Source organism: Sphingomonas sanguinis NBRC 13937, from assembly GCF_001591005.1.
Classification (GTDB): Bacteria; Pseudomonadota; Alphaproteobacteria; order Sphingomonadales; family Sphingomonadaceae; genus Sphingomonas; species Sphingomonas sanguinis.
In genome coordinates this window covers 189,494-214,739 of sequence record NZ_BCTY01000001.1, presented here as the reverse complement: position 1 = coordinate 214,739, position 25,246 = coordinate 189,494, and the positions used below count along the sequence as shown (strand labels likewise).

Genomic DNA, 25,246 nt, shown 5'->3' with positions numbered 1-25,246 from the left:
TCGGGCTTATGAAGGCTGCCAGCCGCCACCGATGGCCCGGAACAGCGCCACGCTGGCCGCCTGTCGGCGTGTCTCCAGGTCCAACGCGGCCTGGCGGTCGCGGAGCGCCGCTTCCTGCGCGGTGGCGACGTCGAGATAGGTGGCCGCGCCCTTCACATACCGGTCGAGCGCGATCGCCTGCGTCGTGGTGGCGGCGGTGACGGCGCGGTCCTGCGCCGCCTGTGCGTCGCCCAGATGGCGCAGCGTGGCGAGCGCATCCTCGACATCCTGGAACGCCCCGAGCGCACGGGCGCGATAGTCGCTGGCCGCCAGCGTCCAGGCCGCGCGGGCAGCGGCCAGATCGGCGCGGCGACGGCCGCCGTCGAACAGGTTGAGGATCGCGCCCGGCCCGACCGCCCAGAACAGGTTGGGCGCGGCAATGAGACCGGCGAGCGCGGTGCTCTGGAAACCGCCATTGCCGCCCAGCGTGATCTGCGGGAAGAAGGCCGCCTTGGCGACGCCGATCCGAGCGTTGGCGGCGGCCATGCGCCGCTCCGCATTGGCGACATCGGGACGCGCGGCGAGCAGGGTGGAGGGCAGGCCCGTCGGGATCGCGGGAATGGCGAGGACTGTCGCGGCTGGGGCCAGCGTGAAGGACGAGGCGGGTTCGCCGACCAATGCGGCGATGGCATGTTCGGTCCGCGCCCGGCTCGCCGCGACCTCGGCCGCCTGGGCCTGGGCCTCGCCCAGCAGCGCGTCGGCACGCCCCACATCCATGCCTGATGCGATGCCGCCCTTGAACCGCCGTCGGGTCAGCGCGTCCGCCTTGCCAAAGGCGTCGATCGTCTCGTTCAGCAGGGCTAGCTGGCGATCCTGGCCGCGCAGGGCGATATATTCGCTGGCCAGCTGCCCCTCCAGCGACAGCTTGACGGCCGCAACCTCGTCGGCCGCGCCTTGCGCCTCGGCGCGGCCCGCGGCGACCGAGTTGCGCACCCGGCCCCACAGATCGGCCTCATAGCCGATATCGCCACCGATCGCGGCGGCCGTATAGAAGTCGGGCTGACTGCCGCCGCGTAAGGGGCGCTCGTCCGACTGGCGATTGCGGATCAGGCTTGCGTCGAGCCCGACATGCGGCAACAGCCCCGCCTTCGCCCCGGCCAGATAGGCGCGGGCGACGTCATAGCGCGCGAGCGCCCCCGCCAGTGTCGGGTTGCCGCCGTCGATCCGCGCCTCCAGCGTGTCGAGTGTCGGGTCGCCGAAACTCGTCCACCAGTCCGAACGGGGACGGGCCGCGCCCACGGGTTGCCAGACCCCGTTCGCTGGCGCTGCCTCCTTATAGGCGGGCGGCGCGGCGATCACCGGCGGGTGATAGGCGGGTGCCATCGAGCATCCGCCCAGCAGGGCCAGCGCCGAGCCGGCCAGCCAACGTCGAAAGGGTTTGCGGACTGCATCAGCCATGGCTGGCGGCTCCCACGCGGACCAGTTCGCCAGGGGACAGCGAGTCCGGGGGATTGTCGACGACCCGCATCCCGGCGGTCGCGCCCGACAGGATCTGCACGGTGGGGCCGTCATCCTGCCCGATGCGTACGGCATGAAGCTGGACATGCCCCTTGCCATCGACGGTCGCCAGCTGTGCGCCGCCTGCGCGGAACAGGATCGCGCTGGAGGGGACGGTCACCGCGCCGCTGTGTTCGGGCAGGTCGAAATGGATCTGGGCATAGCCGCCCGGCTTCAGCGCGCCCGCCGGATTGGCGGCGGTAAGCTGGACCCGGAAAGCGCCCGATTGCGGGTCGATCGCGTCGGACGAACCGACGACGCTGGCGGTGAAGGTCCGCCCCGGCAGCGACGGCACGGAGAGCGTTGCGGACATGCCCGGCCGGATCGCGGCGGACAGCGCCTGCGGCACGCTGACATAGACGCGGATGCGGCCCGTATCGGCGACCGCGAACATCGGCGTCTGCGCGGCGGCACCGGGGCCGACCAGATCGCCGATCTCGGCATTGCGCTGCGTCACCGTGCCGCTGAACGGCGCGCGGACCACGGCATAGCGTTTCTCGGCCTCCAACCGGGCGAGCGCCGCGCGTGCCTGCGCCACGTCGGCGGTCTTGACCGCCAGGTCGCCATTCTTCTCGTCGACTTCCTGTTTCGACACCGACTTGCTGGTCAGCAGGTCGTTCCAGCGGGCGGCGGTGCTGCGCGCCAGCTGCAAATGGGCCATGGCGCTGGCGAGGGCGGCGCGGGCCTGGCCGATCTGTTCGTCCAACTCGGGCGTTTCGATGATGCCCAGTGGCTGACCGGCGTGGACTTGGGCGCCGATGTCCTGCGACCAGCTCTGCACATAGCCGGGCACGCGGGCATAGAGATGCGCGGCGTTCCACGCCGCCAGCGTCGCGGGCAGCTCCAGCGTGTCGGTCGCCGCGCCGCCCTTCACCGGGACCAGATGCACAGTCGGGATGGCGTTGGCGTCGGACCAGGCGGCGGCGCGCGCCACATCATGGTCGCGGGTCACGATGCCGAAGCCGACGACGCCGATCGCGAAAAGGGCGGCGGTGATCCCGGCGGTCTTCAAGCCGCGAGGGGCGGGGGTGTCCGCCGTCACGGCGGGCAGGGGGGCTGCGTCATGCATGGATCGCATCTCCGATCGGGAGGTCATGGGATGGGGGGTCGGCAGCGGGTGCCGAGGATTTGCGGTGCGCGATGGCGAAGACGACGGGCACGAAGACCAGCGTCGCGATCGTCGCGCAGATCAGTCCGCCGATCACCGCACGGCCCAGCGGTGCATTCTGTTCGCCGCCCTCGCCGAACGCGAGCGCCATCGGGGCCATGCCAATGATCATCGACAGCGCGGTCATCAGAACCGGGCGGAAACGGGTGGCTCCGGCCTCCATCGCGGCCTGCACCGCATTGCCGCACGCCGCCAGCCGCTCGCGGGCGAAGCTGACCACCAGCACGCTGTTCGCGGTCGCCACGCCCATGCACATGATCGCGCCGGTCAGGGCGGGGACGCTGAGTGGCGTGTGCGTCGCGAACAGCATCCACACGATCCCGGCCAGTGCGGCGGGCAGCGCGCTGACGATTACCAGCGGATCGATCCAGCTCTGGAAGTTGACGACGATCAGCAGGTAGATCAGCACGACCGCGCCCGCGAGACCCAGGATCAGGCCGATAAAGGCGGTGTTCATTGTCTCCACCTGTCCGCGCATCGCGACGGACGATCCCTTGGGCAGCTGGCCCTTGGTCTGGTCGATCACCTTGCGAATGTCGGCGGCGACGGCCCCCAGGTCGCGGCCCTGCGTGGTGGCGAACACGTCGAACACCGGCTGGACGGCATAGTGCGACACCAGCGCCGGGCTGGGTTCGCGGTGGAGCGTGCCCAGCGCGCCCAGGATCTGGAAGCTGCCCGGCGTCGTGCCGGTGATCGGCAGGTTGTCGAGCTGCTCCAGCGTGCTCGCGCGATATTGCGGGGCCTGAACGACGATCGGATAGGACACGCCGTTCTTGGGGTTCAGCCAGAAGGTCGGTGCGACCTGGGAGCTGCCCGACAGATTGACCGCCAAGCTGCGCGTCACGTCGTTCTCGGTGATGCCGACCCGGCTCGCTTGGTCGCGATCGATATCGACGGCATATTCGGGATAGTTGGACGCCTGCTGCAGTCGAACGTCGGCCAGTCCGGGAATGCGCGACAGCTTGGCCACCAGCATCCGGGCATAGGCCTCGCCGCCCTTGGTGTCGGCGCCCGCGACCTGCACATCGATGGGAGCGGGGGCACCAAAGTTCAGGATCTGGCTGACGATATCGGCAGGCAGAAAGGCGAAGGACGATCCGGGGAAGGCCGCCGGCAGGGTCTCGCGCAAGGATTTGACGAAGCCCTGGGTCGGCGCATGGCCTTCCTTCAGCGTGACGAGGATGTCGCCGTCCTGCGGACCGACACCGCCGGTGTTGGAATAGGCGCGGTTGATGCCGCTGACCGGTAGGCCGATATTGTCGACGATGGTGTCCAGCTGGTCGGGCGGGATCACGCTACGGATGCGATCCTCGATATGGTCGAACAGCGCGGCGGTCTCCTCGATCCGGGTGCCGACGGGCGCGCGGACGTGCAGGCTGATCTGGCCGGAATCGACCGTCGGGAAGAAAGTGCGGCCGAGCAGCGGCACCAGCGCGAACGACACGAGTACGACGCCCATGAAGCCGATGACGAAGGCCCTGCGGCGTCCCAGCGCAGCGGCGAGGACGGTCAGATAATAGCTGCGCACCCGCTCGAACCGCATTTCGAAGCCATGCTGGAACCGGCGCAGCGGATTGCGCGTGTCGGGGCGGCCCGCCTGGGCGTCATGCGTCATCATGACCTCGGCCGTGTGTTCGGTGGCATGATCACGCAGCAGGTAATTGCCCATCGTCGGCACCAGCGTGCGCGACAGGACGAACGAGGCGATCATCGCGAAGACGACCGCCAGCGCCATCGGCGCGAACAGGAAGCCCGCGACGCCCGGCAGGAAGAACATCGGCAGAAAGGCGATGCAGATGCACAGCAGCGAGACGAAGGCGGGGCCGACGATCTGCTTCGCGCCGTCCAGGATCGCGTCGCGGACCGGCTTGCCCTGTTCCAGGTGCCAGTTGATGTTCTCGATCGTCACCGTCGCATCGTCGACCAGGATGCCGACCGCCAGCGCCAGGCCACCCAGCGTCATGATGTTCAGCGTCTGCCCGGCGAGCGCCAGCCCGGCGATGGCGGCCAGGATCGCCAGCGGGATCGACGCGGCGATGATGATGGTCGAGCGCCAAGAGCCCAGGAACAGCAGGATCATCAGGCTGGTCAGCACCGCCGCGATCGCCCCTTCGCGCATCACGCCCGATACGGCCGCCTTCACGAACACCGACTGGTCGGACAGCAGCTTGACCGAGAGGCCAGCGGGCAGGGTGGCCGCAAGCTTGGGCATCAGCGCCTTGACCTGATCGACGATCGCAATGGTCGAGGCCGAACCGCTCTTCAACACGGTCATCAGGACCGACCGCGCACCGTCGACGCGGACTTCGTTACGCTGCGGCGGCGACCCATCGCGGACATGGGCGACGTCGCGCATCAACACGGTCGCGCCGTCCACCGTCTTGATCGGCAGGGCGTTCAGGTCGTCGATCGCATCGGGGCTGTTGTTCAGGCGAAGGTTATATTCGTACTGGCCGATCTTGGCAGTGCCGGCGGGGATGATCTGGTTCTGCTGGGCCAGCGCATTGGCGACGTCGGTGGCCGACAGGCGGTGCGCCTGTAGCGCGGCGGGATCGAGGTCGATCTGGATCTGCCGCTCCTTGCCGCCATAAGGCGACGGGATCGCCGCGCCCTGCACCGAGGCGAGCGCCGGGCGGATCATGTTCTGGCCCAGGTCGTAGATCTTCTGCTCGGACAGTCCCTTGCCCGACAAGGCGAGCTGCAGGATCGGCACGGTCGAGGCGTTGTAGTTCAGGATCAGCGGTGGGGTGATGCCCGGCGGCATCTGCTTCAGCACCGTCTGTGACGCCGCCGTCACCTGCGCCGTGGCGGTGCGGACGTCGACGCCGGGGCGGAAGAAGATTTTCACGATGCCGACGCCCGACAGCGACTGGCTCTCGATATGGTCGATATCGTTGACGGTCGCGGACAGCGAGCGCTCGTAATAATAGACGACGCGCCCCGACATGTCGCGCGGCGGCAGGCCGCGATAGCTCCAGACCGCGGCGATCACCGGGATGCGGATATCGGGAAAGATGTCGGTCGGCGTCTCGACCGCCGCGATGCCGCCGCCCAGCACGATCAGGATTGCGAGGACGACGAAGGTATAGGGTTTGGCGAGGGCGAGCTTGACGAGCTGAAGCATGGGCATCCCGGTATCGGACACGAATGGTGCCGACGGCGCGCGGGTAAGGGGGGAGGGAGACCACGCGCCGCCGTCGACCCGCATCCCATCGCGCTGCGGGTGCGAAATGGCGACTTAAATGAATTTCACCTCAAGCGGCCGTCACGGCCGGCCATGGCGCTATTGGCCGGAGGCGCGTGCCATGACGATCCGCGCGGCAAGACCCGGCCCTGCATCACCCAGGCACAGCGTAAAGCCGTGGAGGTGCAGGATGGCGACGACGACGCTCAGGCCCAGGCCGCTGCCGGGCAGTCCTTGTGCGTCGGCCCCGCGGTGGAAGCGGCGCAGCACCGCCTCTCGCTGGTCGGGCGCGATGCCGGGTCCGTTGTCGCGGACTTCGATCGCAGGTGCGCCCCCGTCCTCGAACACCGCCACCTGGACCGTGCCGCCAGGCGGCGTGAACTTGATCGCATTGTCGATCAGATTGCTCAGCGCCTCGAACAACAGCTTTTCGTCGCCCTCGATACGCAGCGGCTGGCTGGTGGTGACGAGCGCGATGTCGCGGTCCTCGGCCAGCGGCTCGTACAGGTCGCACACCCGCTGGGCGAGCAGCGCGAGGTCGACCGTCTGGAAGCCCGCTCTTCGCTGGCTGGCCTCCAGTTCGGAGATGCGCAGCAGTGCGGCAAAGCGTTCGAGCACGAGGTCGAGGTCGGCGGCGGCGCGGTCCAGCCCGGCGGCAACGGCATGCGGATCGCCCGCTTCCCGACGCAGGCCGTGCAGCGTGGTCCGCACGCGGGTGAGCGGGGTTCGCAGGTCGTGCGCGATCGCGTCGGTCACGCCCTTCACTTGGGCGACGACACGGCCGATCTCCTCGACGGTGGCGTTCATCGTCGCGGCGAACTGATCGAGCTCGTCATGCCGCCCGGCGATGGGCATCCGCGCCGCGAAATTGCCTGTTGCGATCTCGCGGCTGGCGCTTTGCAGTGCACGAACGCGGCGGAGCGGGGCGCGGCCAAAGGGGATCGCGACGGCGGCGATGCACAACAGGGTCAGCAGCCCACTGACGACCAGCGTCTCGAACAGGGTGTGCCGCAGGTCGCGCAGCAGCGTGATGTCCCGCCCGACGACCAGCGTCTCGCCCCGGCGGGTGCGGATCGCCAGCAGGCGCAAGGGACCGTGCTCGCTGGTCGCCTCGACATCGGTCACCCGGCTGACCGGCGGCGTGCGGCCGTCGTGAAGGTTGCCGATCACGACGCTGCCGTCCTGTGCGACCAGCGCGAGATAGTTGAACCCGCTCTGGTCGCGGTTCAGCTCGGCCCGGATGCGGTCGGGCAGGTCTTCGGCGGGAACCGTCACCAGGCGACGGGCGGCGGCGTGGAGGATATGGTCGCTGCGGGCCGTCATGTCGCGCGCCAGCACGATATAGACGACGCCCAGCATCACGATCAGCCCGGTGACGAACACCCCGCCCAGTGCGATCGACAGGCGAAAGGTGCTGATCCCGACGATCTCGCGCAGCCGCAGCCGCGTCTCACCCCGCATCGAACAGATATCCCTCGCCCTTGACCGTCTGGATCGGCGAGGGGCGGTCGGGCCGGTCGATCTTCTTGCGCAGCCGGGCGATATGCACGCTGATCAAGTTGGCACCTGGATCGAAATAATAGCCCCAGACCTGCTCGAAGATAATCCGCCGCGTCACCACCTCGCCGCGATTGCGCATCAGGAATTCCAGCAGACGGAACTCCATGTGCAGCAGGCGGACCGGATCGCCATCGACCCGCACCGTGCGGCGGACGAGATCCAGCTCGATGCCGCCGCCGCGCAGGATGACGGCCTCGGCCTGTTCGCGCCGTCGCAGCATCACCTCGACCCGCATCGCCATCTCGGCCAGGTCGAACGGCTTGGTCAGATAGTCGTCGCCGCCCGCGCGCAGGCCCGCGATCCGCTCGTCCACATCGCTCAGGGCGCTGAGCATCAGCACGGGGATCGCGATATGCCGCTCGCGCAGGCGCGCGACCACGGACAAGCCGTCGCAGCCGGGCAGCATCCGGTCGAGCGTGATCGCATCGAAGCCGTCCTGCGTCGCCATCTGCAACCCGGCCTCGCCATCGGCGGCCCGGGCCACCTCATGGCCCTGTCGCTCCAGCTCCGCGACGATCGCGCCTGCGGTCGCCTCGTCATCCTCGATCACCAATATCCGCGCCATATCGCCCTTCGCATTCCACCTGGCGGGGCCGAGGCAAAGTGAAATTCATTTAACTCGCCTGCCATCTCGCCCCGGCGCAGGAGAGCCCCCGTCATTTCTGGGTTCACCTGCCATGATCCTTCCCGCCTATCCTGTCCTGTTCGCGCTGGCGGCGATATCGCCGATGGGGCCGCATGATCATCCCATAGCGATAGCGGCCGGCGACGATCCCTGTCCGTTCTCCGCCGCGCCGATGAGCGATGCGACGCCCTGCTACGAACCGCCAGCGCATCCCCGATTGCGGCGCCATCATGCCCATAAGGATTTCCATGATCGCGCGGGGCCGCAAGGTTTGCCGGGTTCGACCGCGCATCACGACGTCTGAGCGCGCCTGATCCCTGAGGCCGCGTCCGTCGTCGCGGGCCATGGGGCGAAGAAGCGCAGAAGGCTCCCGCCATACCCCTCCGAAAGCTATTGCATGTCATTCGCATAAATGGCATGGGCCCCGGCGAAGGGGAAATATTCATGCTTGCTGTGTCGCAGGCCCGCCGGGCGCGGGTGCTTCTGCTATCGATGGCGCTTGTCTCGACCGCGCCGATGTTCGCCACGCCCGTCCTGGCGCAGTCTATAGCAGACACACCAACTAATGAGATCGTTGTTACCGCCGATCGCCGGGACAGCTTTGGCGCGGACTTCGTGCAGGCGGGCACGTTCCGCGATGCGCGGCTGGTCGACACGCCGCTGACCGTCGCGATCATGACGCGCTCGCTGCTCGACGCGCAGCAGGCCCGCTCGATCAACGATGCGGTGCGCAACACCGCCGGGGTCAGCCAGGCGCAGATCAACACCAGCATCTACAGCAATCTGGCGGTGCGCGGGATCACCCTCAACAACTTCACCAATGTCCGCTGGAACGGCGTGCTGCCGGTGGTAAACCTGATCGAGCAGCCGATCGAAAGCCTCGACCGGATCGAGGTGCTGAAGGGCGCAGCGGGGCTCTATTACGGCTTTGCCACGCCGTCGGGCATCGTCAATCTGGTCACCGAGCGCCCCGCCGCACAGCCGGTGACTCGTGTCGAGCTGCAGGGTGACGTCAACGGCTCGCTCGGGGTCCATGCCGATGTCAGTCGCCGTTTCGGCACGGCGGGGCTGCGCCTGAATGCGGGGACGGGTATCCTGCCAACCGGGGTGCGGCGGACCGATGGCGTGCGCGGCTTCGTCAGTGCGGCGTTCGACTGGAAGCCCGCCGACAATGTGCAGGTGCTGCTCGACGGCCAGTATATCTATAAATCGATCACCGAGCCGACCGAGTTCAGTCTGACCGCCGTCAACGGCACGATCACGCTGCCGCCGCTGCCCTCGCCGCGCCAGAATTTGGGGGCGGACTGGATGCAGGCGCGGGGCAAGGAGACGAACCTTCTCGCGCGCGTGAATTACGATTTCGCGCCCGGCTGGCGCTTTGCGGGTGCGGTGGGGCGCTCCTATCTGACGCGCGACCGGGCCTATTCCTCCTTTGGCCGTTATGATCCGGTCAGCGGCAACGGCACGCTGACCGTGGCGCAGACGACCGGCAACGACTATACCAACATGGTCTATCGCGGGGACGTGTCGGGCGTGGTCCGCACCGGTCCAATCGAGCATAACCTGCTAGTTGGGCTCGCTTTCCAGACCCGCGACGGCAACGTGCCGACCGCCGTGCGCAGGACCTTCGCGCAGAATCTCTACGATCCGGTCGCGATCCCCTATCAGGCCCCGCCGCCCCGGATCATTCCCAACCCGACGCGGACCGAGGATCTGGGCTTCTATGTGTTCGACCGCGCCTCGCTGGGCGACTGGTTGCAGGCGACGATCGGCTGGCGCAAGACCCGCTATACCGATGTCAGCCGCACCAGCTCCTACAAGGTCGAGCCCGACACGCTATCCTATGGCCTGATGGTGAAGCCGGTGCACTGGGCCAGCGTCTATGCCAATTATATCGAGGGTCTGGAGCCCGGGCCGATCGCGCAGCAGATCGCGAACAATGCGGGCGAAATCCTGCCCGCCGCGATCAGTCGCCAGAAGGAAGCGGGCGTCAAGCTGGAGCCGATGGCTGGGTTGCTGCTGACCGGCACCTGGTTCCACATCGCGCGACCCTCCGCCTATCTCAACAGCGCTAATGTCTTCGTTCAGGACGGAGAGGCGGTGTACGAGGGCGGCGAATTCAGCGCGGTGGGCGAAGTCGGCCGCAACCTGTCGATCACGGCGAGCGCCATGACCTTGTCGGCGCGGCAGCGGACCGGCGCGGCGAGCGTGGTCGGCAAGCAGATCGAGAATGCCGCCAAATTCTCAGGCTCGCTCTTCGCCGAGTATCGCTTGCCCGACGTGCCGGGTCTGAGCGTTTCGGCGGGCCTGTTCCGGGTCGGACGGCGCGCGGTGAACGCCTTCAACCAAGGCTATGCGCCGGGGTATACGACCTTCGATCTGGGCGGCGCCTATCGCTTCGTCCTGCTGGGCAAGATGGCGACGATCCGTGCCTATGGCGACAATATCACCGACCGGCGCTACTGGGCGTCGACCGGATCGAGCTTGTTGGCGCAGGGGCTACCCCGGACGGTGCGGCTAAGCCTGTCGCTCGATCTTTAAGGACGATGCGCCGGGGCCATCCCGAATAAGGGTTTCAGCGGGTTGCCGATCAGCCCGCTCACCGTCGCGGCCTGGATGCCCGGCGCGGGCCAGAGCTTCGACACGGGGCCGACGATCCGGTCGCGGATGAAGGGGATCACCCGGCTGTCGGATTGATAGACGGGTGTGAACAGCGCGGTCAGCGCCTGATAAAGACGGACGTGCCTCCGCCGCATCGCGACCGCCTTGCCGAGTGCGTTTGCAACGTCCGTCGAGCCCCGCAAAGCCAGCGCCAGCGCATAGGCATCCAGCAACGCCATGTTCGCGCCCTGGCCCAGCTGCGGGCTGGCCGAGTGCCACGCGTCGCCGATATGGATCATCCCCGTCTCGGCCGGGGTCGACAGCGTGCGGTGCGCGTAATGGGCGAAGGTAAGTTGCTCCGCCGATCCGATCTGGTCGAGCAGCGCCCGGGTCGCGGGCCAGAGCGCGGATACTTCCGCCTTCCAATGCTCGAGCCCCGCCGTCCGCCATTCCGCCAGCCGGTCCGCGCGGAGCGACCAGAACAGCGCCGCCTGCTGGCGCGTCTCGCCGGGGAAGCGACCGATGGGCAGGACGCCGACCATTTTGCTGGCCCGCCAATAGCGTTGTTCGAGCGTACCGGGATCGAACCCTGCATCCATGGGCCAGTCCAGCGTTCCCCAAAGCGCGCCATAGGACAGCGCCTTGCCGCAGGGCGGGGCGAGCGGCGTGCGTGTCCCTAGTGCGTCGACGATCAGGTCGAACGGCCCGATCCGCCGTCCCCCTTCGAGCGTAAGGTGACGGCGGTCCCCGGCCGAAAGCTCGCTCCCCGTCACCGCGCAGCCGGTCTCGACCGTGATCCCCTCGGCCGCGACCGCCCGGTGCAGCAGGGTGAATAGCGTCGCGCGGTGGACGCCGACCCCGAAGCCTGCACGCTTGCCGAGCGCGGCATAACGGACATCGAGGACGATCCGACCGCTATTGCCCGCCTCGCCATGCAGCCGGTCGACCCGCGCACCGTGGTCGATCAGCGCATCGGCCAAGCCCAGTTCGCGCAGCACGGCAAAGCCCGTCGGCTGGATCATTAGTCCCGATCCGACCGGGCGCGGCGTATCGAACCGCTCGAACAAGGTGACGTGGTGGCCGTCGCGATGCAGCAGCAACGCGGTGGCAAGACCCGCCGGGCCACAACCCGCAATGGCGATATGAAGACGCTGCATCCCGCCAGCCTAGCCGTACTGGGCGACGGAGGCATCATCTTTGACGGGACCGATGCAGCCCAGCCCCGCCAGGGTTCGCCGCACGGCCTCGTCCAGCGAGGTATGGGGTTCCTGACCGAGTTCCGCGACCAGACGATCGTTCGTCATGCGGACCGGTTGCTGCCACAGATAGCGCATTTCCATCAACTCGCGCGGCGTGGTGGCGACCAGCGCGGCCAGGCGAAGCTGCCACCAGGGCAGGCGGCGGATCGGGACCGACGGGTCGCCGAGTGCACGCGCGATCGCCTCGACCATCTGGCGACCATCCGCGTCCCAGTGCCCCTCCATATGAAAGCGGGCAAAGGCGGGCAGGGCGGGGTGGTCGAGCAGCCGCGCCATCGTCTCGGCGACATCCGGCAGAAAGGCCCATTGGTGGCCGATGCCCCGCCCGCCAGGATTGCGGATGACGCGCGGCCGAGCGCCGGGCGTGACCAGACCCTGGCCGAACCAGTTATTGGCGGCGCCGGGCCCGAAATAGTCGCCCGCGCGGACGATCAACACCTTCGCTTCCCCGGCCTCGGCCGCCGCCGCCAGCCGCCGTTCCATCTCGACCCGGATCGCGCCCTTGGCCGTGTGGGGGCGCTGGGGCGCATCTTCGGCGATCAGCGGAAAAGCGTCCGCCCCGAAATTATAGACCGTCCCCGGCAGGACGATACGGGCGCCGTTCGCCCGCGCCGCGGCCAGCGTGCTGTCGAGCATGGGCAGGACCAGCGTGCTCCAGTTGCGATAGCCCGGCGGGTTCACGGCATGGATGATCGCCTCGGCCCCTGTCGCCGCTTCGATCACGCTGGCGGCATTCATGGCATCGCCGATGACGCGTTTGCATCCGTCGGCAAGCGAGGCGGCCGTCGTTCGGGTCAATGCCCGCACCCGCCATCCGCCCGCCAGCAATCGTCGGGCCATGGTGCCGCCGATGCCGCCGGTCGCTCCCAGGATCAGGGCCGTTCGCTGTGTCATGATCGCCTCCTTCATGGTGATGAAGCGCAAAATGAGGCGAGAGCGACCAAACGGAAATTGCCGAAAAGTGGCGATATGCTATACGGAAATCGATGAACAGTGAACCCAGTTGGGATGTCTATCGCAGCTTCGCGGCGGTCCTGCGCGAAGGATCGCTGTCGGGCGCGGCGCGGCGGCTGGGCGTGACGCAGCCCAGCATTGCGCGGCACATAGACGCGCTGGAACAGGCGATCGGCGCCAAGCTCTTCGTTCGCTCGCAGCGGGGCCTGTCGCCGACCGACCGTGCGCTCGCGCTACGCCCCCATGCCGATATGCTCGTCAGCGCGGCCGAGGCGTTGCGGCGCTCGAGCAGTGGTGAGCCGGATGCGGTTGCGGGCGTCGTGCGGATCAGCGCCAGCCAGGCGGTCGGCGTCATGCACCTGCCGCCGATCCTGGTCGCTTTGCGCCGGGCGCACCCCGCGCTGACGATCGAATTGTCGCTGTCCGACGAGCCCGACGACCTGTTGCAGAGGCAGGCCGATATCGCGGTGCGGATGTTCGAGCCGACGCAACAGGCGCTGATCGCCCGGCATGTCGGCCATGTCCGCCTGGGCTTTCATGCCCGTCGCGATTACCTCGACCGGCGCGGGGTGCCGACCACGCTGGCCGATCTGGTCGACCACGACCTGATCGGCTTCGACACGGAGACCCGCTTCATCCGCGCGGCGATGCGGCACCTGCCGGGGATCGACCGGTCCAGTTTCGCCCTGCGCGTGGACAGCGACGGTGCGCAGTTCGCCGCCATCCAGGCCGGCTTCGGCATCGGGATTTGCCAGACCGTCATTGCACAACGTGATCCCACGTTGGTCCGCGTCCTCGCCGATGTGCTGGACCTGCCATTGCCTCTGTGGATCGTCGCGCATGAGGATCTACGGCGCACGGCCCGGTGCCGCGTGGTGTTCGACGCGCTGGCTTCGGCGCTGGCGGCCGTTGCCGCCGGGTGATCGACTGACGCTTGGTGGCGAACCGGCCCAAGGGCGATCCGCGCGATCAGACGGTACAGGTCCGAACCGCCTGTGCCAGCGCGGTCAGCGCGTCGCCGGTGGGCACGAATTCATGCGCCAGATAGCCGTCGAACCGCAGGTCGGCGATGCTCTTGGCGACCGCGCGCCAGTTCACCTCCTGCGTGTCGTCCAGATTGTGGCGGCCGGGAACGCCGCCGGTATGGAAATGACCGAGCCAGGCGATGTTCTTGCGGATCGTATCGATCAGATCGCCCTCCATGATCTGCATGTGATAGATGTCGTAGAGCAGCTTGACCCGTGGCGAGTTGACGGCCTTGCACACGCCCACGCCCCATGCGGTGTGGTCAGCCATATAGTCGGCATGGTCGACCTTGCTGTTGAGAAGCTCGACGCAGATCGTGACGCCGTGGTCCTCCGCGATGGGCTTCAGCCGGTTGAGGCCGATGATCATATTGGCCGCGCCCTCCTCGTCCGACAGGCCGCGGCGGTTGCCCGAAAAGGCGATGACATTGGGCACGCCCGCCTTGGCCGCCTGGGGGATGCCGATGCGAAAGGCCTGCTCGATCGCCGCATGATTTTCGCGCCGGTTCAGGCCGTTGGCGATCGTCATCATATCGGCGGCATAGCCCATGGTGCAGCGCAGGCCGTAGCGACGCGGGACGTCATATTCGGCGGGTTGCAGCAGGTCGATGCCCTGCAATCCCATCTTCGCGGCGGCGGCGCACAGCCTGTCGAGCGGGATATCCTGATAACACCAGCGGCTGACCGATTGCTTCAGCCGCCCGGCCTTGGAGGGCGTGGCGGCAAGGCCGGACGTGGCGCAGAGGGCCAGCGAAGATCCGAGGAGATGGCGTCGATCGATCATGACAGCAGCCTAACCCAGCGGACGGGCAGCGCAAGGGACCCGACCGATCGTGCACCCCGTCGATCCGATGCGCCCATGTGCCTGGCACGGAAACCCTATCTTTAGGCATTTCGGCCTAAGCTGGTCCAACATGGATGAGTAAACAGGGCAGCGTAAACATTGAGCAAGACGTCTGAGCAGGGTCGATTCGTCGATCATTCTGCCGAGCGGCAAGACAGCGATCTTGCCGCGGTCCAGCGTATCGCTGCCTTGGAAGCGGCCATATCCGACCTGACCGAACGCCTTGCCGACCAGGAAGTCCGCCATCAATTCGCCTGCGAGCTGGGCAACCAGATTCCGTGGACGGCGACACCCAGCGGCGAGATCGTCCATCTGCCCCCGCTCTGGGAGAGGCTGACGGGCCTGACCATTGAGGAAGGCCTGGGAGAAGGCTGGGCGGCGGCGATTTGTCCTGAGGATGTCGAGCAGGTTCAGGCCATATGGGAGCATGCCCGTTCGACCGGCGAGGCGATGGAAACCAATTTCCGGCTGGTCATGCGTGGCGGCGAATGGCGCTGGTTCCAATGTCGTTTGGCTCCGCGCCGGGGGGAGGACGGCGCGATTCTCTCCTGGCACGGGATGATTGAGGACAGACATGACCGATATCTGGCCGAAGAGGCGCTGAAAACCAGCGAGGCGCTGACTCGCAGCGTGCTGGAAAGCACCACCGACATGGTCATGGTCATGGACCGCGAGTGGCGCATCACCTTCATGAATACGCGCGGCGCGGCCTTCGTCAAAAAACTGCGTCGGGGTAAGGTCGGCGACTCCTTCTGGAACCTCTACGACGATTATCGCGGTTCCGAATTCGAGATTTGCTTCCAGCAGGCGATCGAAACGGGAGAACCGGTCCGATTCGAGTCCTATGTGGCCAATCTCGACATGTGGGTGGACGTCAAGGCATGCCCGATGGGTGACGGCTTGGCCGTCTTCTTCCACGACATGACCGAACGGCGCCGCGCCAGCGACGCGCTCGTTCAACTCGCCCACGAAGACCCGCTCACCGGGCTGGCTAACCGGGCGGTGTTCAGCGCAGCGCTGCGCCACGCCTTTGAGCAGCGGTTGGAGCGTGAGACGCATATCCTGCTGCTCGACCTGGACCAGTTCAAGGAGGTCAACGATACGCTCGGTCACTCGGTCGGCGACGAGCTGCTGCGGGCCGTCGCGCTCCGACTGACCACAATGCTGGGCGAAGGCGATGTGCTGGCGCGGCTGGGCGGCGACGAGTTTGCGGTCGTCCATCTGCCCGGCCCCGGGACGCGCGGACCAGAGGCCTTGGCCCGTGCGCTGATGATGAGCTTATCGAAGCCCTTCATGGTCGACGGAGTCGCGATCAAGCTGGCCGCCAGCATCGGCATCGCGGCCTCTTCGCCCACCCATGCCTCGGACAACGACCTGTTTCGCGCGGCCGATATCGCGCTCTACCGGGCCAAGGCGGAAGGACGCGGCGTGATCCGCACCTTCGATACGCCGATGGCCGAACGGGTGCAGGCGCGCCAGTCGATGAAGCTCGACCTGGAGGCGGCGCTGGGGCGGGGCGAATTGCGGCTGGTTTATCAGCCGATCATGGACATCGCCACCGGCCGCTTTGCAGGCGCGGAGGCGTTGCTGCGCTGGCGGCATCCGACGCGGGGCGATGTGCGACCTGACGAGTTCATCCCGCTGGCCGAGGATACGGGCCTGATCGTCCCCGTCGGCAACTGGGTTCTGTCGGAGGCGTGTCGGGAAGCGTCGGCTTGGCCCGAGGATAAGACGATCGCGGTCAACCTGTCGCCGATCCAGATCCGCGACGAAACCCTGCCACGGCGCGTCGTCAGCGCGCTGGCCGAGGTCGGGCTGGCGCCGGGGCGTCTGGAGCTGGAGATTACCGAATCCGTGCTCCTGAACGAGAACGAGCGCAACCTCGCCATCCTGCATGCCCTGCGCAAGGCGGGGGTTCGGATCGCGCTGGACGATTTCGGCACCGGCTATTCGTCGCTGTCCTATCTGCGCCATTTCCCGTTCGACAAGCTGAAGCTGGACCGCTGCTTCGTCGGCGACGTCGGCAGCTCGCGCCAGTCGCAAGCGATCGCACGGGCGGCCGGGGAAATGGGCCGAGCCTTCGAGATGACGACGACGGCCGAAGGTGTCGAGACGCAGGAGCAGCTCGACTGGCTGCGAACCAATGGCTGGTCGCAGGCCCAGGGCTGGTTCACCGGACGGCCCATGGAGGCTGCAGCAATTCGCGAGCTTTTTGCTTCGACTGCTGGCGAAGGTAATTTGAGCGAGACTTCGTCGGCGCCGCCCCAGACGATCTTGCGGACCGGTTAGCGGTAGCCCGTCTGGCACGAAAGAAACCCCCGGCGGCTTAGCCACCGGGGGGTCGCTTTCTCGGAGTTGGTCGCGACCGGATCGCGGCCACGCCCGGTCAGAAGTTCGTCGTGATCGAGAACTGGATATAGCGTCCGTAGATGTCGTAGAAGTTGACCGGCGAGTTCTGCCAGCCGTTGATCGAATAGGTGTTGTTGCCACCCCGCGCCGGAATGATCGGCGGGTCCTTGTCCAGCAGGTTGTTGATCGTCACGCCCAATGTCATCCGCTTGGCGATGTTCACATTCGCCGCCAAGTCGAAATAGCTGTAATTGGGAATGCGCGCGAAGGTGTTTTGAACCGTGCGACGGACCGTGCCGCTCCGGGTGGCAGAGATATAGCGCCAGTTCAGCGATACCTGGAACAGACCGTCTTGGCCGGTGAAAGTGCCGCGCAGGTTATGACGCCACTTCGGAATGGGATTACCCACGCCGTCGCCGAAATATCCTACACTACCCGACTGGTTGCTGATTGAGGCCGCGCTGGTGACCAGGCCGCCGTTGAAGTCGGTGGCAAAGGTGCCCGAGCCGACCGGCAGGTCGTAGTGACCCTGGAAATCATAGCCGGTGGTACCGATCTGGTTGGGTACGTTCAGCACGAGCGAGCTGACATAGCCCGATGTCGGATTGTTGATATTGCCGTACAATGTGCCGTTGCCGTTGCGGACAAATTGTTGACACGAAATCTTATTCAGCTCGGTCGGGTTGGCCGTATAGTCTATGCAGTTGTTAATGATGGTATCCTGATCCAGACCAACGATCTGGTTATTGTACCGGATCTCGTAATGGTCGACCGAGAAGCTGAAGCGCGGCAGGAAGCTCGGCGTCAGTACGAGGCCATAGGTCAGGGTATTGGCGGTCTGCGGCCCAAGCGCCGGGTCGACTGCGCCGTTGCGATAGATACATCCAGCATCCGGGCAACGGATCGACACGCTGCCATAGGTCGCCGGGTTGAAGCCCGGCTGCAGCTGGCACGCGGCCAGGCTCGCTGCCGGGGCACCGCCGTTTGCGGTCGATGCGCCGCAGATGTCGACGAAGTTCAGGCTGCGCGCGAAGTTGATGTTTTCCGTCGCCTCGAAGACGTTGGGTGCGCGTGAGGCGAAGTTGCGCGCCACGCGGAAGCGGATGTCGCGGATCGGTGCCCAGGTCCCCTCCAGCTTCCAGGTGCTGAAGAAGGTCCGCGACGACGTGTCGTAATTCGATGCGCGATAACCGCCGCTGAAGCCCAGCAGGTGCGTCCACGACTGGTCCTGGATCAGCGGCAGCTGGATTTCGGCTGCCAGTTCCTTGGCGGTCTGGGTGCCGCGCGAGAAGGAGGAGGGGTTGGGCGTGCCCTGGATGATCGTGTTGTAATCGGCACTGGTGAAGTTGTTCGCGATGTCGCGACGCAGCTCGGCACCCAGGCTGATCTGCACGCCGTCGGTCGCGAGCGGCGAGCGGATGCCGTATCGGCCCAAGTCGCCGCTGATATTGGCCTGCACGTCGAAGAAATAGCCGACATTGCGACGCGGTCCATTGGGTGCAGAGGCGAAGATATAATTGTAGGCGGCGGGGTCGTCGGAATCTCCGCGGAAGATGTCCAGCGGGACACAGGCCGGGTCGGAGCCGTTCACCTTCGACACGCAGGTCGGCACGCCGTTGACGCTGACGACGTTCAGCGCCTTGGCGATGTTTTCGCCCGATGGAGCCCAGTTGCGGTTGATCGCGCTCTTGACCAGGCTCTTGGCCCAGACACCGCCAACGTCATAATGCCATGCGCCGCCGAAGTCTCCGCGCACCCCCAGAGTCGCGCGATTGTAAATCTGCTGATAGTCGATCGAGCGGGTCGGATAATGCTGGAAGCGATAGCCGAAGTCGATCGGCACCGTTGCTGCCGTACCCGCCAGCGGACCGCAAAGCACGCCGGCCTGCTGAGCCGACATCAGCGGGTTGTTGCAGTTCAACTGATAGCCGCCCGCGCCATTGGTCTGCTCACCGATCGTGGCGGGCAGGTACGTCCCCTGGCTGGTGTTGCGGGTATACATGTAGCTGCCGTAGATCTCTGCCCAATCGGTCGCCTTGAACGACAGAAACCCGCCAGCATTATACCGCTCATTCGCACGCAGCATCTGATAGCTGTCGTCCATGCGGTTCTGGCGATCGGTCATCGCATTTTGTGTGTTGCGATAGGGGCGGAAGACTCGGCTGCCGTCATTCGCATTGATCTGTGGCGTTCCGCCGTTCAGATTGTAGATGTAGCCATAGCGCGAATAGAGTGTGCTGTCGCAGCTCAGTGCTCCGTCGATGCCGGCCTGCAACAAGTGGCAGGCTTGGGACGAGCGAGAATTATATGGTAGGTTATCGGTGTGGCGGTAGCTGAAGTAGCTGGACAGCGACAGGCGATCGTCGAACAGTTGGGTTCCCGCCGCAATGTTGATCGTCGCGCGCGCACCGTCATTGGCCCAGCCCAATGGCGTCGGGAAACCGCGCGACCGGGCCGTGTCAGTGACGATATTGCTGCGGTTCAGATGGTTGAAAAAGCCGTAATTGGCATCGACCTGCAGCCCCTTGAAATTCTTCTTCAGAATGAAGTTGACGACGCCGGTCAGGGCGTCCGGGCCATACACCGCGGCCGCGCCGCCGGTCAGCACGTCGACGCGCTGAACCAGCGCAGGAGGGATCGAGTTGACGTCGGCCGCCACCTGGCCACCCAACCGCTGACCATCGAGCAGGACGAGCGCCGCTCCGCCCGAACCGCCGATGTTGCGCAGGTTGACGCGCGCGGTGCCGTTGCCTTCGTCATCGGCCTGCGGCGCATAAGGAACGATCTGCGGCAGGCGATTGAGAACGTCCTCAATGTTTACCGCGCCGCTGAGCTTGATTTCCTGGGCCGAGATCGCCTGGATCGGCGCGGCGGAGGCCAGGTTCGGATTGACGATGCGCGAGCCGGTTACGACGACATCGTTCGAGCCGTTACTCGACGGGCCCGCATCGTCGGCGTTCAGGCGGACATTTTCACGCTCTGCATTTTTGCGGCTCTCGCTTTTGGCCGAATCGGACGCAGCTGGCGTCGCTTGGTCAGACTGGGCGGCGGCGGGCATAGCCCAGACGATCGCGGCGCAGCTGGTAGCGAGTAGAAACCCCTTTTTTGTCATAATCTTCCCCCTAAAATTTGGCGAAATTTTCTGCCGTTTCCCTGTCGTATCTTCGGCTCTATCGGCCGTGTTCTTCTCGGAACGTCGCGAAAATTCTTTTGATATTTATGACGTTTCCTTCGTGCAAACGTAACGAAGTCATTTTTGTGATCAAGTCCATTAGAAGACCAATATCAACCCGGGTGGACGCGCCATATCGTTGCGATCACTCCAGAAAAGTGGGGCGAAGTTCAGCCTGGCAACCAAAATGGTTCAGAGACCGTGAAATTCTGGTGCTTCATCTAAGAACTGGAAATATATGAAGAAGTTTGGCGGCGCGAGAGCTGGCTGCGCCCTAAGTCATTATTTATAAAGGGAAGAGATATCGAACTTCAAAGCGATAAAACGACACATAACCTCCATGGTTCATGGCTGACGGCGTGGATGGTATGCGGCACTGTCATCTTGTGGTGTTAAATCGGGTGAGCTGACACACCCGTCGATAGCCCGAACCTTAATAAGGTGGGGCGACGCGGGCGCGATGTTCGCGGGCGGCGGCGGTCCACCAGGCGAGGTCGTCGGCGAAGCGCGGAAAGGCGCGGGTGAGCGATGCGCCGCTGTCTCCGGTCGGACGCCCCTCCGCATCCAGGGCGTGGCCAATACCGCCGACCGGAAGTGTGCTCGACACCACGACCATGCCCATCTCGGTCAACGTGCCGTGCCAGGCAACGCTGGCATGGGCTCCCGCCAGGCGACCCGCCGAATAGCTGGCAATCGCCGCCGGGCGCCAGAACCATTCCTCCAGGAAATGGTCGGTCAGGTTCTTCAGGCCCGGCTGCTGGCCCCAATTATACTCGCCAGTCACGAAGACGAACGCATCAGCCGAGCGGATCTTATCCGCCAACGCCTCCAGCGCAGGCGGCGCTTCGCCTGCGGGATATTCCTTGTACATCCGGTCGAGCATCGGCAGGCCGATCGCCTTGGCGTCGATCAGTTCGGCCTCGGCTCCGCGTTCCCCGAACGATCGGACGAGGAAATCGGCGAGCCGGATACCCTGTCGATCGGACCGGTAGGAGCCGTAGAAGATCAATATGCGGTCGGCCATCGTGCCTCTCCCATCATGGAGCGGGCGGACCATCGGGCCGCCCGTCCAGCCTCACTCCTCGATAAACGCGAGCAGATCGGCGTTGATCCGGTCGGCATGAGGGATCGGAATGTCGGGCGGATAGCCCGGATAGGATGTAAGCACCGCACCCTTCACGACGTCTCGCGACAGCCTGCTGACGGTGGCAAAGGGTACCATTTGATGATCCTCGCCATGCAGAACCAGCGCCGGAGGGGCGACCATGGTGAAATGCCGCCTTCGGCCCTTGCAGGTGCAGGCTCTGGCCCAAGCGCTGGCGAAGGCACCCGGGGCGGGGACCTGACGCGGACGGCTAACCCCGCGCGGCTGCGATATAGCGCGACACATTGTCGGCCAGCACGTTCAGCGGCACGTTGCCGCCATCGACCACCGCCTGGTCGAAGTCGCGCAGGTCATAGCGCGCGCCAAGCGCCGCCTTGGCACGGGCGCGCTGGGCGACGATCTCGGCGCGGCCGACCTCGTAACCACAGGCCTGGCCCGGCCAGGCGCAATAGCGGTCCACTTCGCTGACAGCATTGGTACGCGGCAGGCCGGTGGCGGCGATGAACTCGGCCAGCGCCTTGTCGCGCGACCAGCCGATCGCGTGGATGCCGGTGTCGACGATCAACCGCACCGCGCGCCATGCCAGCCCCATCAGATAGCCCAGCCGCCCCGCCGGATCGTCGGCGTACATCCCGAGCTCGTCGGCCAGCTGCTCGGAATAGAGCGCCCAGCCCTCCGAATAGGCATTGAACGCCAGGATCGACCGGATCAGCGGCAGCTTCTGCGCATATTCGCCCTGCCAGACATGGCCCGGAATGCCCTCGTGATAGACCAGGTCGGGAATGGTCACGCGATTGTGGATGGTCGGATCGCCCAGATTGACCCAGACCTTGCCCGGCTCACGCCCGTCAATCGTGCCGGGGCCGCCATAGGCCGCGGGGGCACCCGCCTCCTGCGCCAGCGGCATCCGCCGGATCTCCAGATGGCCGCGCGCCAGCCGCCGGAACGCTTGTGGCAGGCGCGGGCGGATCGCGTCGATCTTCGCCTGCATATAGGCGACGATCTGTTGGCGCCCTTCGTCATTGTCGGGAAAGCCGATGCCGGGGCGACGCTGATAGGCGATGGCGCGCTCGGCGACGCTGCCCTGGGTCAGCCCTTCCTTGCGCAGGATGACGTCCATCTGCGCCTGGAGATCCGCCAGCCGGTCGCGGCCCATCTGGTGCAGCTCGGTCGGGCTGCGGCGGGTGGTGGTCCCGGCGCGCAGGCCCCAGGCATACCATTCGGGGCCATGCGGGCGGGTGCCCATGCCGGGCGCATCGCTCGCCACCGCCCGCTGGGCGCGCAGTTCGGCCAGCTGTCGTTCCAGCGCGGGCATGATGGCCGCCCGCACGATCTGCACCGCGCGGCCCGTCCAGTCGCCGGGGATCGCCTTCGCCTTGCGCGCCAGCGGCCCGACCAGCGGGCCATCGGCGTTGGCCGCCTCGGCGATGGTGCGCGTCATGCCGGTGATCGTCTTGTCGAGCAGGAAGGACGGCGGCACCAGCCCCTGTTCGCGCGCCTGTCTAATCCGCACCGTCTCCCCATCCAGTTGCGCGGGCATGGCGGCGAGGCGCGCGAGATAGGCCTCCGCATCGGCGGCGTTGCGGACCGGCTGGTCGCCGTCCAGCATCTGCGGTACGTCGAGCCACGATCCGACATTCTGGATGACGCCGTAGGGCGTGTTGCGCCAGTCGCCGATCGTCGCGACGCCATAAGGCAGCGCCATGCCGTCGAGCGCGGTGCGAAATGCGCTTTCGACCACCGCGATGCTGGTCGCGGTCGAGGGATCGAGCCCGGTACGCGGCAACCGCGCCAACTCCTTCAGGCTCTGCGTCAGAAAGCGCTGTCGCGCCGCCACCCCGGCGGGCGAGCGATCCTCCAGCCGCCGCCGGAGATCGGCATGGGCACCCTCATCGACCCCAAGCGTCGTCGCCCGCTCCGGCACCAGCGGCAACAATCCCCAAGCGATCCGATCAAGCAGTGCGCCGGCCGCATCGCCGGGCGGGACGGCCCCGTGGAGTGCGGTCGCGGCGGTCAGGGCGGTAGCGCCGATCAGGGTGTCGCGGCGGGAGAAAAGGCTGGTCATTTCCGATTGATGAACGGTGGTGCGTGCTGCGTCAAATGTGACGACAGACCTTACGGGGCGGTATGGCCACTCCGAGTTTCAACGGGGGTTAAGAGCGAGTTGGGCCCAGCACGCTGCGGCTCCTTGGCAGTTATCATATTTGGCGGTCGTTCGAACTAAGTCACTCAATCACCGCAGCTTCTGGGCGTTGCAGGCCAAGATCGCAGAAAATCGTAAGTTGAACCGCTCAGGGGCGGGGCACTGGGACTGGTAGCTCGTCTGCTAGTGCGGCATGAAGTACGGAGCTGGCATCGGACCGTAAGGTGCGTCCGATAAACTCCTCAAGAGACTTTTGCTGGTAACCCAGCAGTCGAGCTACTTCGTTTAGCAAACCCTTGTTGTCGTAGTACAACAGCACAGTTCGATAGTCCTGCGAAGCGATGGCAGTACCAAGCTTGGCCTTTATCTCGTTAAAGATGTTTATTGGATTCACGCCACCCGCCGCTTGTTTAAACTCGGTATCTAGCGAAGTGATATCGTTGGAAGCGAGTCCTATCTTTTTCATTTCAGAATCAACTCGGCGTCTTGCATACCGTAGGCAGATTGCATCGATCTGCTGGCCGGCTTGCGAAAACACGAGTTCTTGCAGCGTCGAAAGCCTCGTCCGGGCATCGTTCGCCGAAAAGTTCAGCGACGCCGCCAGCGCCAAGAAGACGCCAGGCAGCAGAAAAACGTTCTCGATTTCCGAGACTGGGAGCCGATAGACGCCCTTCGTCTCTAGATAAGCAGCTTCGCCGTCAGTGCGTCCATCTGCATCCACAAGGCCGGCGCACCCGACTCGATGTAGGTCCGGCCTAGCAGCGAATGTTGCCACGGTTTGGATTACCTGTTCGCACCCCCCAACGGGAACGACTGTGAAGTCGCCATACACCCGGCGATAGAGCGACGAGTCGAGGCTGCCGCCATCCCCCTCCACGAATAGCACGGGTCGGCGACTACCAATGATCGTGGCGACGATATCATCGGGCAGACTACCGTTTTCTGGTACAAGCTCGATGTCCCATGCATCTGACGGATCTCTGCGGAACTCCCGAAGTGCATACTTAGTAGCGGCATGGCGGGAACTTGCGAAATCCACATCATGCGTGATGTAGAGGAAGCAGCAATCCGGACGCGCCGCCTCTATTTCATCCCAGAGCTTAGCTAGGATCGAGCGATTTATGTGCAGTTCGGGTTCATCGAATATCAGAAGTGTATCTGGCTGCGCTAACAGAGCTTGTGCAATCAGATAGAACGTCACGCGCTCGCCATCACTCATGTCAGAAGCAGAATACTCCTGCCCTCCTGGCGTTGCGGTTTTCAGAGCGTTACCGAGGATAATCAACTGTCTGTGGGGTAGGACACTTTCCCATATCTTCTTCGCCGTATCGATCTTGGCGGAAGGCGGCGGAGACGAGTCTTCATAGCTGACCTGCCGAGCCTGTCGGTACGCTACCGAAACATCATTGTTTTCAGCGTACAGCGCGGACAGAACCAAGTCATAGTCCGACAGCAATGCGGTTTCAGGCTTTCCACCGTAACGGTGACCATGCTTGTGAGCGTGAGTCCCTTGATCCCAGCCATACCGCAGACGCTTGGTAGCGATCTCCAGGCTTGATGGCACAATCTCTGGATTTAGTGTTAACGAACGATGCGCGGCAATGCGGTGCACCTCGACTCCGGCGTTTGATAGGCCCGTGTCTAAAAGTACGCCTAATCGTGTCTTGCCGGCGCCGTTTGCGCCAACGAATACGATGCTGGCGCCGGCGCTGACTTCCACA

17 protein-coding genes are annotated in these 25,246 nt (G+C 65.5%); 3 read left to right on the top strand and 14 right to left on the bottom strand.

Annotated elements, in window-relative coordinates; translation table 11 throughout:
- Positions 1 to 6: 6 nt before the first annotated feature.
- The 6 genes from SSA01S_RS00950 to SSA01S_RS19365 all read right to left on the bottom strand — a co-directional run bounded on the left by SSA01S_RS00950 (position 7) and on the right by SSA01S_RS19365 (position 8,419).
- Positions 7 to 1,437 (bottom strand): efflux transporter outer membrane subunit, encoded by a 1,431-nt coding sequence (locus tag SSA01S_RS00950; RefSeq protein ID WP_061778780.1) that lies wholly within the window; start codon positions 1,435 to 1,437, stop codon positions 7 to 9.
- Entirely contained in the window at positions 1,430 to 2,605 is a 1,176-nt protein-coding gene (locus SSA01S_RS00945; RefSeq protein ID WP_061778779.1) for an efflux RND transporter periplasmic adaptor subunit, read from the bottom strand. The genes SSA01S_RS00950 and SSA01S_RS00945 overlap by 8 nt, the downstream gene beginning before the upstream one ends.
- A complete protein-coding gene (locus tag SSA01S_RS00940) occupies positions 2,598 to 5,828 on the bottom strand; it encodes an efflux RND transporter permease subunit (protein ID WP_061778909.1) in 3,231 nt (1,076 codons plus the stop codon). Before SSA01S_RS00940 ends, SSA01S_RS00945 begins: the two co-directional genes overlap by 8 nt.
- Positions 5,829 to 5,987: 159 nt before the next feature.
- Complete coding sequence (locus SSA01S_RS00935; RefSeq protein WP_061778778.1) at positions 5,988 to 7,349, bottom strand: sensor histidine kinase; 1,362 nt, start codon at positions 7,347 to 7,349, stop codon at positions 5,988 to 5,990.
- A complete protein-coding gene (locus SSA01S_RS00930) occupies positions 7,339 to 8,013 on the bottom strand; it encodes a response regulator transcription factor (RefSeq protein WP_061778777.1) in 675 nt (224 codons plus the stop codon). Before SSA01S_RS00930 ends, SSA01S_RS00935 begins: the two co-directional genes overlap by 11 nt.
- 103 nt (positions 8,014 to 8,116) lie before the next feature.
- Entirely contained in the window at positions 8,117 to 8,419 is a 303-nt protein-coding gene (locus SSA01S_RS19365) for a hypothetical protein (RefSeq protein ID WP_156477602.1), read from the bottom strand.
- A gap of 98 nt (positions 8,420 to 8,517) precedes the next feature.
- Here SSA01S_RS19365 and SSA01S_RS00920 point away from each other — a divergent pair, with 98 nt between their 5' ends.
- On the top strand, positions 8,518 to 10,614 hold the full coding sequence (locus SSA01S_RS00920; protein ID WP_167348873.1) for a TonB-dependent siderophore receptor: 2,097 nt from the start codon (positions 8,518 to 8,520) through the stop codon (positions 10,612 to 10,614).
- On the opposite strand, the gene SSA01S_RS00915 is transcribed toward SSA01S_RS00920, so the two are convergent.
- Together SSA01S_RS00915 and SSA01S_RS00910 are read right to left on the bottom strand one after the other, a co-directional pair.
- Entirely contained in the window at positions 10,611 to 11,831 is a 1,221-nt protein-coding gene (locus SSA01S_RS00915; RefSeq protein WP_061778774.1) for an FAD-dependent oxidoreductase, read from the bottom strand. The genes SSA01S_RS00920 and SSA01S_RS00915 overlap by 4 nt on opposite strands.
- Before the next feature lie 9 nt (positions 11,832 to 11,840).
- On the bottom strand, positions 11,841 to 12,827 hold the full coding sequence (locus SSA01S_RS00910) for an NAD-dependent epimerase/dehydratase family protein (protein WP_061778906.1): 987 nt from the start codon (positions 12,825 to 12,827) through the stop codon (positions 11,841 to 11,843).
- Between the two features lie 92 nt (positions 12,828 to 12,919).
- On the opposite strand from SSA01S_RS00910, the gene SSA01S_RS00905 reads away from it, so the two are divergent.
- The gene (locus SSA01S_RS00905) at positions 12,920 to 13,810 is read left to right on the top strand and encodes a LysR family transcriptional regulator (protein WP_061778773.1); all 891 of its coding nucleotides are present in this window, start codon (positions 12,920 to 12,922) and stop codon (positions 13,808 to 13,810) included.
- A 46-nt stretch (positions 13,811 to 13,856) separates the two neighbouring features.
- On the opposite strand, the gene SSA01S_RS00900 is transcribed toward SSA01S_RS00905, so the two are convergent.
- Positions 13,857 to 14,696, bottom strand: coding sequence for a hydroxypyruvate isomerase family protein (locus tag SSA01S_RS00900; RefSeq protein WP_061778772.1), 840 nt, complete (start codon positions 14,694 to 14,696; stop codon positions 13,857 to 13,859).
- A gap of 159 nt (positions 14,697 to 14,855) precedes the next feature.
- On the opposite strand from SSA01S_RS00900, the gene SSA01S_RS00895 reads away from it, so the two are divergent.
- The gene (locus tag SSA01S_RS00895; RefSeq protein ID WP_061778771.1) at positions 14,856 to 17,045 is read left to right on the top strand and encodes a putative bifunctional diguanylate cyclase/phosphodiesterase; all 2,190 of its coding nucleotides are present in this window, start codon (positions 14,856 to 14,858) and stop codon (positions 17,043 to 17,045) included.
- Positions 17,046 to 17,142: 97 nt separating this feature from the next.
- Here the strand turns inward: SSA01S_RS00895 and SSA01S_RS00890 are convergent, their stop codons facing one another.
- The 5 genes from SSA01S_RS00890 to SSA01S_RS00870 form a co-directional block, all read right to left on the bottom strand.
- Positions 17,143 to 20,217 carry a TonB-dependent receptor domain-containing protein gene (locus SSA01S_RS00890; RefSeq protein ID WP_082794851.1) on the bottom strand — a complete coding sequence of 1,025 codons (3,075 nt, stop codon included), beginning with the start codon at positions 20,215 to 20,217 and terminating at the stop codon, positions 17,143 to 17,145.
- A gap of 493 nt (positions 20,218 to 20,710) precedes the next feature.
- Entirely contained in the window at positions 20,711 to 21,301 is a 591-nt protein-coding gene (locus SSA01S_RS00885) for an NADPH-dependent FMN reductase (protein WP_061778769.1), read from the bottom strand.
- Positions 21,302 to 21,352: 51 nt separating this feature from the next.
- Positions 21,353 to 21,499, bottom strand: coding sequence for a hypothetical protein (locus tag SSA01S_RS00880; RefSeq protein WP_167348872.1), 147 nt, complete (start codon positions 21,497 to 21,499; stop codon positions 21,353 to 21,355).
- Positions 21,500 to 21,632: 133 nt separating this feature from the next.
- On the bottom strand, positions 21,633 to 23,447 hold the full coding sequence (locus SSA01S_RS00875) for a DUF885 domain-containing protein (protein ID WP_082794850.1): 1,815 nt from the start codon (positions 23,445 to 23,447) through the stop codon (positions 21,633 to 21,635).
- Between the two features lie 226 nt (positions 23,448 to 23,673).
- Complete coding sequence (locus SSA01S_RS00870) at positions 23,674 to 25,245, bottom strand: DUF4435 domain-containing protein (protein WP_206378929.1); 1,572 nt, start codon at positions 25,243 to 25,245, stop codon at positions 23,674 to 23,676.
- Position 25,246: the final 1 nt, after the last annotated feature.